Origin of the sequence: Pseudofulvibacter geojedonensis (assembly GCF_042675745.1) — a bacterium.
Taxonomy (GTDB): Bacteria; Bacteroidota; Bacteroidia; order Flavobacteriales; family Flavobacteriaceae; genus Pseudofulvibacter; species Pseudofulvibacter geojedonensis.
On the sequence record NZ_JBHTJM010000002.1, the window covers coordinates 329083 to 341461 of the forward strand.

General features: G+C 32.1%; 8 protein-coding genes. 6 read left to right on the forward strand and 2 right to left on the reverse strand.

What is annotated here, in order from left to right; all coding sequences use genetic code 11:
- Positions 1 to 21: 21 nt before the first annotated feature.
- The 6 genes from ACFQ1O_RS02215 to ACFQ1O_RS02240 all read left to right on the forward strand — a co-directional run bounded on the left by ACFQ1O_RS02215 (position 22) and on the right by ACFQ1O_RS02240 (position 7446).
- The gene (locus ACFQ1O_RS02215; protein ID WP_377712858.1) at positions 22 to 1212 is read left to right on the forward strand and encodes an acetyl-CoA C-acyltransferase; all 1191 of its coding nucleotides are present in this window, start codon (positions 22 to 24) and stop codon (positions 1210 to 1212) included.
- Positions 1213 to 1229: 17 nt separating this feature from the next.
- Positions 1230 to 3032: an acyl-CoA dehydrogenase family protein gene (locus tag ACFQ1O_RS02220; protein WP_377712860.1), complete on the forward strand. Its 1803-nt coding sequence runs from the start codon at positions 1230 to 1232 to the stop codon at positions 3030 to 3032.
- A gap of 196 nt (positions 3033 to 3228) precedes the next feature.
- Positions 3229 to 3639, forward strand: coding sequence for a hypothetical protein (locus tag ACFQ1O_RS02225; protein WP_377712862.1), 411 nt, complete (start codon positions 3229 to 3231; stop codon positions 3637 to 3639).
- Between the two features lie 575 nt (positions 3640 to 4214).
- Positions 4215 to 5057: a DUF5694 domain-containing protein gene (locus ACFQ1O_RS02230; RefSeq protein ID WP_377712864.1), complete on the forward strand. Its 843-nt coding sequence runs from the start codon at positions 4215 to 4217 to the stop codon at positions 5055 to 5057.
- A 326-nt stretch (positions 5058 to 5383) separates the two neighbouring features.
- A complete protein-coding gene (locus tag ACFQ1O_RS02235) occupies positions 5384 to 6334 on the forward strand; it encodes a ligand-binding sensor domain-containing protein (protein ID WP_377712866.1) in 951 nt (316 codons plus the stop codon).
- A gap of 89 nt (positions 6335 to 6423) precedes the next feature.
- A complete protein-coding gene (locus ACFQ1O_RS02240) occupies positions 6424 to 7446 on the forward strand; it encodes a hypothetical protein (protein ID WP_377712868.1) in 1023 nt (340 codons plus the stop codon).
- 146 nt (positions 7447 to 7592) lie between these two features.
- Here ACFQ1O_RS02240 and ACFQ1O_RS02245 read toward each other — a convergent pair whose 3' ends face one another.
- The gene (locus ACFQ1O_RS02245; RefSeq protein WP_377712870.1) at positions 7593 to 8732 is read right to left on the reverse strand and encodes a helix-turn-helix transcriptional regulator; all 1140 of its coding nucleotides are present in this window, start codon (positions 8730 to 8732) and stop codon (positions 7593 to 7595) included.
- Positions 8733 to 8833: 101 nt separating this feature from the next.
- Positions 8834 to 12256 carry a methylmalonyl-CoA mutase family protein gene (locus ACFQ1O_RS02250; protein WP_377712873.1) on the reverse strand — a complete coding sequence of 1141 codons (3423 nt, stop codon included), beginning with the start codon at positions 12254 to 12256 and terminating at the stop codon, positions 8834 to 8836.
- Positions 12257 to 12379 lie beyond the last annotated feature (123 nt).

Below are 12379 nucleotides of genomic sequence, written 5' to 3' on the forward strand. Positions count from 1 at the left end.
TCAATACTCAATACTAAAAATATGAAAACCGCATATATAGTTAAAGGATATAGAACAGCTGTAGGTAAAGCACCTAAAGGATTGTTCAGATTTAAAAGAGCCGATGAGTTAGCTGCAGAGACCATCGATTATATGATGAAACAGTTACCAGAATTCGATAAAAAACGAATTGACGATGTTATTGTAGGTAATGCAATGCCAGAAGGTTCTCAAGGATTAAACATGGGACGTTTAATATCTCTTATGGGATTAAAAGTAGAAGATGTTCCTGGAGTTACCGTAAACCGTTTCTGCTCTTCAGGATTAGAAACTATTGGTATGGCTGTTGCTAAAATACAAGCTGGTATGGCCGATTGTATTATTGCTGGAGGGGCAGAAAGCATGAGTTCTGTACCTATGACAGGATTTAAACCAGAGTTAAATTACGATATCATTAATGCTGGTCATGAAGATTATTATTGGGGAATGGGAAATACTGCAGAAGCAGTAGCCAACGAATTCAACATATCCAGAACAGATCAAGATGAGTTTGCTTACAACTCGCATATGAAAGCCTTAAAGGCTCAAGCCGAAGACCGTTTTCAAGATCAAATAGTTCCTATTACTGTACATCAGAACTTTTTAGATGAAAATGGTAAAAAGGTATCTAAATCTTATACCGTTAATAAAGATGAAGGACCAAGAAAGGGAACTAACAAAGAAGCACTTGCAAAACTTAGAGCGGTATTCGCTCAAGGTGGTAGTGTTACAGCTGGTAATTCGTCTCAAATGAGTGATGGTGCTGCCTTTGTAATGGTAATGAGTGAGGATATGGTTAAAGAGTTAAACATTGAGCCTATTGCTAGAATGGTAAGTTATGCCGCAGCAGGTGTGCCGCCTAGAATTATGGGTATTGGTCCGGTTGCAGCTATTCCTAAAGCATTGAAGCAAGCAGGATTACAACAAAACGACATCGATTTAATAGAATTGAATGAAGCATTTGCTTCTCAATCTTTAGCGGTAATAAGAGAGCTAAATTTAAACTCAGATATTATTAATGTAAATGGAGGAGCTATTGCTTTGGGCCACCCATTAGGTTGTACAGGAGCTAAGTTATCGGTTCAGTTATTTGATGAGATGCGCAAGCGTAATCAGCAAAACAAATACGGTATGGTTACTATGTGTGTTGGTACCGGACAAGGAGCTGCTGGAATTTTTGAATTTTTAAAATAATCAATCAAGAAATAATCATGGAAGAAAAAGATATATTAAGAGGCGGACAATTTTTAGTTAAAGAAACACCTTGTGAAGATGTGTTTACTCCCGAAGATTTTTCGGAGGAACAACAAATGATGAAGGAAGCGGTTAAGGAGTTTAACGATCGTGAAATTATTCCACATAAAAACAGGTTCGAGAATAAAGATTATGCATTAACCGAAGAGGTAATGCGTAAAGCAGGAGAATTAGGCTTTTTAGGAGTTGCCGTACCAGAAGCTTATGGCGGATTAGGAATGGGATTTGTTTCTACAATGCTTACTTGCGATTATATTTCTAGTGGTACTGGTTCTTTTAGTACAGCTTTTGGTGCCCACACAGGTATTGGTACTATGCCAATAACTTTATATGGTACAGAAGAGCAAAAGAAAAAATACGTGCCTAAATTAGCTACTGGAGAGTGGTTTGGTGCTTACTGCTTAACAGAACCAGGAGCTGGGTCTGATGCTAATTCTGGTAAAACTACCGCTACACTTTCTGAAGACGGTAAAAGCTATAAGATTAACGGACAGAAAATGTGGATCTCTAATGCAGGTTTCTGTAATATTATGATTGTTTTTGCTCGTATAGAAGACGATAAAAACATTACAGGTTTTATTGTAGAGTACGATAAAAATAATCCTAACGGAGTAACTTTAGGAGAAGAAGAACACAAATTAGGTATTAGAGCATCTTCTACTCGCCAGGTTTTCTTTAGTGATACGGTTGTACCTGTAGAAAATATGTTATCTACCAGAGGTAACGGATTTAAAATAGCTATGAATGCACTTAATGTAGGACGTATTAAATTGGCTGCTGCTTGTTTAGACTCTCAAAGAAGAATTACTACAGAAGCAGTAAAATACGCTACAGAACGTAAGCAGTTTAAAACTCCTATTGCAGAGTTTGGAGCTATAAAATTGAAGCTAGCAGAAATGGCAACCAACGCTTATGTTGGTGAATCTGCAAGTTATAGAGCTGCTAAAAATATAGAAGATAGAATTGCAATACGTGAAGCTTCAGGTAACACACACCAAGAAGCTGAGCTAAAAGGAGTAGAAGAATATGCTATAGAATGTTCTATTTTAAAAGTAGCGGTTTCTGAAGATGTACAGAATTGTGCAGACGAAGGTATACAAATATTTGGAGGTATGGGATTCTCTGAAGAAACTCCAATGGAAGCTGCTTGGCGTGATGCTAGAATTGCAAGAATCTACGAAGGTACTAACGAAATTAACCGTATGCTTTCTGTAGGTATGTTAATTAAGAAAGCTATGAAAGGGCACGTAGATTTATTAAATCCAGCCATGAAAGTAGCCGATGAGTTAACGGGTATACCAAGTTTTGAAACTCCAGATTTCTCAGAATTATTTTCAGAAGAAAAAGAATTAATAGCAAAGCTTAAAAAGGTGTTTTTAATGGTAGCTGGAGCAGCAATACAAAAGTTTGGTCCAGATATAGAAAAACACCAACAGTTATTAACAGCTGCTTCTAATATTCTAATAGAGATATACATGGCAGAATCGGCAATACTTAGAACTGAGAAGAATGCTAAGAGATTTGGACAAGAATCTCAAGAACATCAAATAGCTATGACGCAGTTATACTTGTATAATGCAGTAGATATTATTACCAAAAATGCTAAAGAAGGAATTATTTCTTTTGCAGAAGGAGACGAGCAACGTATGATGCTTATGGGGTTAAAACGTTTTACAAAGTACTACAACATGCCTAATGTAGTAGCCTTACGTACTCAAATAGCAAATAAATTAAATGAAGAAAACGCGTATTGCTTCTAGAATACGCATGTTTATTTTTAGTTGGTAAAGCCTATTCAGAAAAGAATAGGCTTTTCATTTTCTTAAGTTTTGTAAGAATTATTACCTTTGAACATAAATAGAACTAAACTGAGGCATCCCTTAACAAATAAGCAGAATAAAGCCAAAAATCTCTTATATAAACAATTTTTACAACATTTAAATCCAAATATTACTAATGAAAAAACTGAATTTATTACTTACATTCTTTATTGGGCTCCTTTTATTTTTATCATGTTCGTCTGACAACGATAATTCTAATGATATAATAATCGGCAAATGGAAATTAATTGAAAAATATGAATCAGACATCCAAGTAAGTCCAGATGAATGTCTACTATTTTGGTATGATGAGTATAAGGCAGATAAATCAATATTGAGTAATTATATTGATTCTGTTGACTATCCAGATGATTGTTTTATAGAGGCTGAATTAGGTTGGACATGGAAAAATATTGGAAATAATAAGTACTTAATTAAACATGTAAATAATAATTATGGTGTTGAATACATCATCTATAAGGAAGGTGCTAATCTAGTAATGGAACACCCAGATGATATAACAAAAACTGTTTACGAACCTTATTAAAATGTTAAATGATTGCTATTATTATTTGCAACTATTCTTACACGAACAGTTGCAATAATATAATAATCAAACGAATACATTTTAACTATTTAAAAAAAGGAAATTATTGGGTTATACTAAATAATCTTATCGCTGATTATTATTGTAATAGGGAATACTGAACCGTTTGAATTTGAAAATGAAATACAACTATGTATAACCAAAAATTACTGTGAATTCGACTACCTTTCGACTCCGCATAGGTCAGGCTAAAATCTACTCGAAGTTGCTAAATATAACTCCTTAACCAAAACAGTACAAAACTAACAGCTATACAAAGTTGTTTCCAAACTTATGAACTAAGTAAAATTGAGTAAATGGATAAAATTCTAAACTAAATAAAAAGGAATTAGTTCCACCTAAAATAAAATAAGAAAAAAAGCATTAAAAATTTATCCGAATTAAGATAACACAAAGAGCAATCAAGTAAAACAAACTCATAAATGGCAGCTAATCTATTTTATCTAATAAGCAATTAAACAGACCTTGAAAAAAGTAACAGAATTATATAATGAAAAAGAAAGAACTACATAAACATGACAACTAAACTTAAAATATTAATTTTACTCTTTATCCTGATTGTAAGTTGCAAACAAGATGTTAAAATAGATCTTGAAAAAAATAATTATATCGAGGTCAAAAAAGAGAAGTTGCCTCAAATTAGTATTCTTGGAACTTTTCATTTTGCCAATACATCTGACTATTCTGCAATAGTTATCGAAGACTTAGACACCCAAAAAAGACAGTCTGAGTTGAATAATTTAGTTGATAATTTATCCAAGTTTAGACCAACAAAAATTTTGGTGGAAAGGGAACCCTCTTTCACAGATACACTAACACTAAGGCTGAAAGAATATAAAAATGGTAATTATGTACTTCCAAAAAATGAACTTTACCAATTAGGTTTTAGGCTGGCAAAAAAACTTGACTTAGACACAATTTTTGGTGTAGACCATCAAATGGGACTTGGCGACCAAGAGCTAGTAACATTTTTGCAAGAAAATCAACTCATGGAAAATTTTTCCGAAATCATACAAGCTGCTAAAGTTTGGGCAAATCAAGAAACAGAGTATTTAAAAACACATACCTTGGGTCAAACTTTAGAGAATTTGAACGGCTTGAAATCAGATAAATTTAATCGAAACCTATATTTAGAAAGTATTTTAAATGTTACTGATAAAGGAAATTCACCTGCTTCTAATTATGTATCTAATTGGTACAAAAGGAACATTTTTATTAAAAAAAACATTGATGATTTGATTGAGGAAAATGACCGAATTCTTTTAATTATTGGTGCTGGTCATAGTTCCATATTGAAAGATTTCTATAGGGGTTCTTCTAAAGTTAACTACGTTGAATTGAACAACCTAACGGAATAAGAGTGTAGAACCACTAAGTATTTAAAACAATTATTTTCTTTAAAAATTAGTTATTCTCACTGTTCAAGCTAGTAAACACAAGTATTCTTCCACTAAAATCAAAACCAGATTAATAAGCTCAAGGAATTGATTAAACTAAAGAATAACACAAGCCTTTTTAACTATTTTAGTACAATAACTAGCTATACATAAAGTAACTAACTATAGATTAACAACCACACTTCCAACAAATGACAATCAAATTGAATTTTTTAATATTATTTAAGCTATTGATTTTATTAACCTCTTGTAATGGGCATTCTTCCAAAAAGCTGGTTAACAATAAAATGATTACAAAAGGAGATATTGTAACAAAGCTTGGAAAAAATATTATGGTTGTGTACCAAGATAGAAACAATATTTATTGGTTTGGTAGTTGGGAAGAAGGTGTATATAAATATGACGGAAAAACTTTGGTTAACTATACTACAAAACACGGATTACCAAACAATAGAATAGACGAAATAAAAGAAGATAAGTTAGGGCACATATACTTCACGAGTTGTCACCCAAAATCTTCCGTAACTAAATTCGACGGAAATTCATTTACAATATTATCAGCAACTCCGAGCAATAATTGGCAACTCAATTCCTCTGATTTATGGTTTAGAAACGCTTACGGAACAGAAAAAGTATATCGGTTTGACGGAACAACTTTACACGAGTTAACCATCCCTAAACCACCAAACCTCAACAATTCTTTTGAAATCTATAGTATTTACTCCGATAAGCAAGAAAACATTTGGTTTGGCACTAACCCTTCTGGCGTTTGTCGATATAATGGAAAATCATTTGACTGGATTAAGGAAGATGATGTGACAGAATTTCGTAATGAAGGGGCTAATGGTGTGCGTTCTATTACTGAAGACAAAAATGGTGATTTTTGGTTCAATACAGAATATCGCTATAGTATCTACAATAGCAAAACATTGACGGATGATAAATTTTACACAAGACACAAAAGTATAGGAGAGTTAAATGGAATAAAAGATAGTGGTTTAAACGAGTATCTGTCTACAGTTAGAGATCATGATAATAATTTATGGTTTGTAACTTATCTAGATGGTGTTTGGAAATATGATGGAGAAAAAACCACTCATTATTCCATTAAAGATGAATCCAAACAAATAACTCTGTTTAGTATTTACAAAGACAACAATAACATTCTTTGGCTTGGCACTCATAAAAATGGAGTATATAAATTTAATGGGATGGAATTTGAAAAATTCACAATTTGACGAATAAAAAAGTGTTACAGATAACCGTATAAAATAAAAGTCTAATCAATAAAAAAGTTGTGGGTTTGCACAATTAATTAACTACTAACATGAAAAAAATCACTTGCACATTAATAGTCTTAATTTCTTGTATAATAGGTTGTAAACAAGAAAAGATTCAAATGCAAAAAAACAAAAACTCAATTTCGATATCTATAGACGATAGAGTTGAACTACTAAGGGTTGCCTATTTTTTAGCTATAGAAGACAGCATTGACACAAAAATAAAACCCTGTAAAACAGACTTTTATAAACAAAACTACGAGATCTACAAAAAATATATAAAACACCCATTAGTTCAAAAAATTGGTACAGGTGATGAATGGAATGCCGACCTACCTACCGTTGCTCTTTGTCTTGATAAAAATTTAAAACCAAAAGAAAATATTAACTTCAAAGAAATTACTGAGCAATTTGGTTGGTATGGAAAAAACATCGACTCATTATCTAAATTATTAATCGATTTTAAAAAGACAATAGCATTTAAAAATGATTATAATGTAAATTTTAAACCCTTTAAAGATTCTCTACAATCAAATAAAATAACAGAAAAACTAAATCGTTTTTACAGAACAAACAAAAAAACCAACTTAAAAATATTGTTTGACCCTTTGAATAGAATTACGAACAAAGCCATTACTTTTACAAATAACCCTGAAAACGAAAGGTTATTTCTGATAACTTACTTGTGTGATGAGCCTAATAATTCTACAAAGCCATTAGAGCTAAAATGGAACGAAGACTACAGAAGAATCGTAATTCACGAAAATAGCCATATTTATACAGATGCATTATTCGAAAAGTATTACGACACTAAATTCGATTCATTAGTTAATCAAGAAAAATTTAAGAACGAATACCACGATATTGATGAAATTATGGTTCGCGGAATTACTGCCAAAATATTAGAATTAAATTATGGGCAGAAAATTGGAGAAGATGAAATTAATCATCAACCAAAAAATTCAAGAATAGTTTATAATTACTTAAACAAGTATATTAAAAATGATGAAATGGACTTTGAACAAGTTTATAAAGAGATTATGGAACAGTTAAAGAAAAAATACAACTAATTATATTTTTTTACTCAGTTATATTAGAAAACAATGTAATATAATATCAAAATAACTCTTATAATTCAGAGTTATTCTAAAGCTAGAAAAAAACAACTTGTACTATACTCTATAATGGTATATAAAACGATTGTATTGAAATAATATTATTTTTTATCTATCGTAGCAAACTTCAATAAATCATTATTTATAGCGTACTGTATAAGTTGTTTTTTACCTCCACTACCCGATATATTGAGCACTTTCTTTATTTGGTAAATATGAGCCTGAAACCCATCTACACTAATATGCATCGCATTGGCCATTTCTGTGTAAGACATAACAGATCCGCAAACACCTAAATTAGCCAACACTTCTTTCTGTCTGTCCGACAGTTCTACTTTTGCTGATTTTTTTAGTTGCTTGTATTTCTTTTTACGTTTACTTATTTCTACTTTTAAATGTTTAATAGTGTCTAAATGACTTTCGTTCGCTATTTTTAAAATAGCTTTATCTTTTTTTAACTCGGTTAAAGAAATTTTTAACTGAGCCAATTCTGTTTGTTGTTCTTCTTTTTCAGCTAAAAGTTTCCAGCTATACAACAAAATCGTAAACAATAACACAAATAAAAATTTAAACGATAAAGCCGTAATTACTCCAATTAAAGACCAAGACTCTATATTCATTATTTGTTCTGCCATATGACTTGGTACAATTCTATGTATAACGGCTATTAAAATTAATAAAAATAGAGCTATAGTAGGTAAATACATAAACCTCATTCCTCTATTTCTAAATGCCTTGTTTAATTCGTTTAATAATGCAAAAGCTACTATTAAAGAAATAGGAATATCTATTAACCAAATAACACTATTACTTGATGCATTGGTATTAGTAGAAAATGATAACACAAAAACAGAGGCTAACATTACTAAAATACCTCCAAAAATGATAAAGACTTCTTTTTCTGAAAAACGCTGAATAATTTGAATAGCTAGATTGCGCTTACCTCTATGCTCTATAGAAGGTAATGACATTAAAATAAATAGTGAGTTTAATAACGAAAAGAAAACTCCACAACTTACCAGTATTTTATCGTTGGTTTGTAAACCAACTATGTGAATTAAAACTATGTTGATTAAAGCTCCTAATCCCCATGAAAAAATTGCCAAACCAAACCATTTTATACCCTGCAATGAAGTTAATGATGCATCTCTTTTTTGCTCTTTGTAATAAATACGATGTATTACAAAAGCAGTTATAATACAAACAAGAGCTGTTACATAATTAACTATAGTTATTGACATTGGTTGAATTTAATTGCCTACTAAGTTACAGTAATTTTATAAATAGAAAAGACCTCATGAATATGAATCATAAGGTCTTTTAATATTTTTGTAAATATAGACTACATATTTCTTCTGTATTGCCCTCCTACTTCAAATAAAGCTTCAGTAATAACTCCTAAAGAGGCAACTTTACATACATCCATCAGCTTCTCAAAAATGTTTTCGTTATTAATTGCAGCTCTTTGTAGGTCTTTCAACATATCTTTAGTGTCGTGCATTTTATGTAAATCTGCCAACATATCTATTTGATATTTCTTTTCTTCTTCAGTTGCACGAATTACTTCGTCTGGTGTAACTGTAGGAGAACCTTCTTTACTCAAGAACGTATTCACTCCTATAATTGGGAAGTCTCCATTGTGTTTTAAAGTTTCATAGTACAAACTCTCTTCTTGTATTTTAGAACGCTGATACATAGTTTCCATAGCTCCTAAAACTCCACCTCTTTCTGTTATTCTATCAAACTCTGCCAATACAGCTTCTTCTACTAAGTCGGTTAACTCTTCTATAATAAAGGAACCTTGAATAGGGTTTTCATTTTTAGTTAAACCAAGTTCTTTGTTAATAATTAACTGAATGGCCATTGCCCTACGTACAGATGCTTCAGTAGGTGTTGTTATAGCTTCATCATATGCATTGGTATGTAATGAGTTACAATTATCGTAAATAGCATATAATGCCTGTAAAGTTGTACGTATATCATTAAAGTCAATTTCTTGAGCATGTAACGATCGTCCAGAAGTCTGGATATGATACTTTAACATTTGAGCTCTAGGATTAGCACCATATTTATATTTTAGTGCTTTTGCCCAAATTTTACGAGCAACTCTACCTATTACTGCATATTCTGGATCGATACCATTAGAGAAAAAGAATGATAAGTTTGGCCCAAACTTATTAATATCCATACCTCTACTTAAGTAGTATTCTACATATGTAAATCCGTTAGCCAACGTTAATGCTAACTGTGTTACAGGGTTTGCACCTGCTTCTGCAATATGGTAACCAGATATAGAAACCGAATAGAAGTTACGCACATTCTTCTCGATGAAATACTCCTGAACATCTCCCATCAATCTCAATGCAAATTCTGTAGAGAAAATACACGTGTTTTGAGCTTGATCTTCTTTTAAAATATCTGCTTGAACAGTACCACGAACAGCACTTAATGTTTTTGTTTTTATTTCTTGGTAAATAGCTGCAGGTAATACCATATCTCCTGTTACTCCTAATAAAAATAATCCTAAACCATTATTTCCTTCAGGTAACTCTCCTTGATACTGAGGTCTAGCTACTCCTTTGGCCTTATATATTTTTTCAATCTTAGCTGTAACTTCTGCTTCTAAACCATTTTCCTTAATATACTTCTCACACTGTTGGTCTATAGCCGCATTCATAAAGAAACCTAGCAACATAGGTGCTGGTCCATTAATTGTCATAGACACAGAAGTGGTTGGCGCAGCTAAATCAAATCCAGAATATAATTTTTTAGCATCATCTAAACAGCAAATAGAAACTCCAGCATTACCTATTTTACCATAAATATCTGGTCTTACCCCTGGGTCGTTACCATATAGAGTAACCGAATCAAAAGCAGTAGATAAACGAGCAGCTGGCATACCTGCACTTACATAATGAAAACGCTTGTTGGTTCGCTCTGGCCCACCTTCTCCGGCAAACATACGCGAAGGATCTTCTCCGGTACGCTTAAAAGGATACAATCCTGATGCATATGGGAATTCTCCTGGCACATTTTCTTGTAAACACCATCCTAAAATGTCTCCCCAAGCTGTATATTTTGGTAAAGCAACTTTAGGAATTTGAGTGTGAGATAAAGACTCACTATGAGTTTGTATTTTTATTTCTTTATCACGAACCTTAAATGAATAAATTGGTTGCTTATAATTATTTACTTTTTCATCCCAACCAACAATAATTTCCCAGTTATAAGGGTCTAAATCCATTTTAACTCTGTCAAACTGAGCAACCAATAATCGTAAAAAGTCTTTATTTTCTTCAGATACATTTTCAGTTGATTCATTCGCTATTCCAGATTTATCTAAAGCAACTTTACCTTCTACAACTGTTTCTATTGTTTTATATATACCATATAACTTCTGAGCTACTTCTTTTTGAGCTGAAGCTTTTGTATCGTAGTTTCTATTATTCTCAGCTATTTCAGATAAATAACGAACTCTACTAGGAGGAATTACAAATATCTTTTCAGACATTTCTTTTGTAATTTCAAACGAAGATTTTAAATCTGCTCCTGATTTTTCTACCAATTTGTCCATGATAGATTTATACAAAGAATTCATTCCCGGATCATTAAACTGAGAAGCAATAGTACCAAATACTGGCATATCATCCATATGCGTATCCCAAAGATTATTGTTACGCATATATTGTTTTTTAACATCTCTTAATGCATCAAGTGCTCCACGTTTATCAAACTTGTTAATTGCTACTAAGTCTGCAAAGTCTAGCATGTCTATTTTCTCTAACTGTGTAGCAGCACCAAATTCTGGTGTCATTACATATAAAGAAGTATCTGAATGTTCGATAATTTCTGTATCAGATTGACCAATACCAGAAGTTTCTAAAATAATTAAATCGAATTGAGCTGCTTTTAAAACTTCAATAGCTTGACTAACATATTTTGATAAAGCTAGGTTGGACTGACGAGTTGCCAATGAACGCATATATACTCGCTTGTTATTAATAGCGTTCATACGAATTCTATCTCCTAATAACGCTCCTCCTGTTTTACGTTTAGATGGATCTACCGAGATCAACCCAATTGTTTTTTCTGGGAAATCAATTAAAAATCGTCGAACCAATTCATCAACCAAAGATGATTTTCCTGCTCCACCTGTACCAGTAATACCTAGAACAGGAGTTTTACAATCTTTATTCTTTTCTTGTATTTGAGATAATGTATCGTGTGCTACTTCTGGGAAATTTTCTGCAGAAGAAATAACACGAGCAATCGCTCCAATTTCTTTGTCTGCTAAATGGTTTATTTCTCCATTTAATACATCTCCAATAGCAAAATCAGATTTTTCTACTAGGTCATTTATCATCCCCTGTAATCCCATTTCTCTTCCGTCATCTGGAGAATAAATACGGGTAATACCATAATCCATTAAATCCTTAATTTCTTCTGGTAAAATTACACCACCTCCTCCACCGAAGATTTTTATATGACCTGCTCCTCTTTCTTTAAGCAAATCGTACATATACTTAAAGTATTCATTATGTCCTCCTTGGTAAGAGGTTATTGCAATAGCATTTGCATCTTCTTGTATAGCACAGTTTACAACTTCGTCTACACTCCTATCATGTCCTAAATGAATTACTTCTACTCCAGTTGTTTGAATAATTCTACGCATAATATTAATAGCGGCATCATGCCCATCAAATAAGGCAGCTGCCGTAACAATACGTATTTTATGTTTAGGTTTATAGGGTGTTGCTTGTATCATTTGTATTAAATCTTATTTCCTAAAATCTAGGAATCATTATACATATTAAGTTATAAAAACGCTTACTCACAATTAATAAAATGCGAATAAACCAAAAGCTATAGCTTTTGTGGCTTGCAATTT

Excerpts from the sequence above, each read along its gene's own strand:
- ACFQ1O_RS02220 (WP_377712860.1), top strand. The coding sequence starts at position 1,230 with ATGGAAGAAAAAGATATATTAAGAGGCGGACAATTTTTAGTTAAAGAA.
- ACFQ1O_RS02240 (WP_377712868.1), top strand. The coding sequence starts at position 6,424 with ATGAAAAAAATCACTTGCACATTAATAGTCTTAATTTCTTGTATAATA.
- ACFQ1O_RS02225 (WP_377712862.1), top strand. The coding sequence starts at position 3,229 with ATGAAAAAACTGAATTTATTACTTACATTCTTTATTGGGCTCCTTTTA.
- ACFQ1O_RS02235 (WP_377712866.1), top strand. The coding sequence starts at position 5,384 with ATGATTACAAAAGGAGATATTGTAACAAAGCTTGGAAAAAATATTATG.
- ACFQ1O_RS02230 (WP_377712864.1), top strand. The coding sequence starts at position 4,215 with ATGACAACTAAACTTAAAATATTAATTTTACTCTTTATCCTGATTGTA.
- ACFQ1O_RS02250 (WP_377712873.1), bottom strand. The coding sequence starts at position 12,256 with ATGATACAAGCAACACCCTATAAACCTAAACATAAAATACGTATTGTT.
- ACFQ1O_RS02215 (WP_377712858.1), top strand. The coding sequence starts at position 22 with ATGAAAACCGCATATATAGTTAAAGGATATAGAACAGCTGTAGGTAAA.
- ACFQ1O_RS02245 (WP_377712870.1), bottom strand. The coding sequence starts at position 8,732 with ATGTCAATAACTATAGTTAATTATGTAACAGCTCTTGTTTGTATTATA.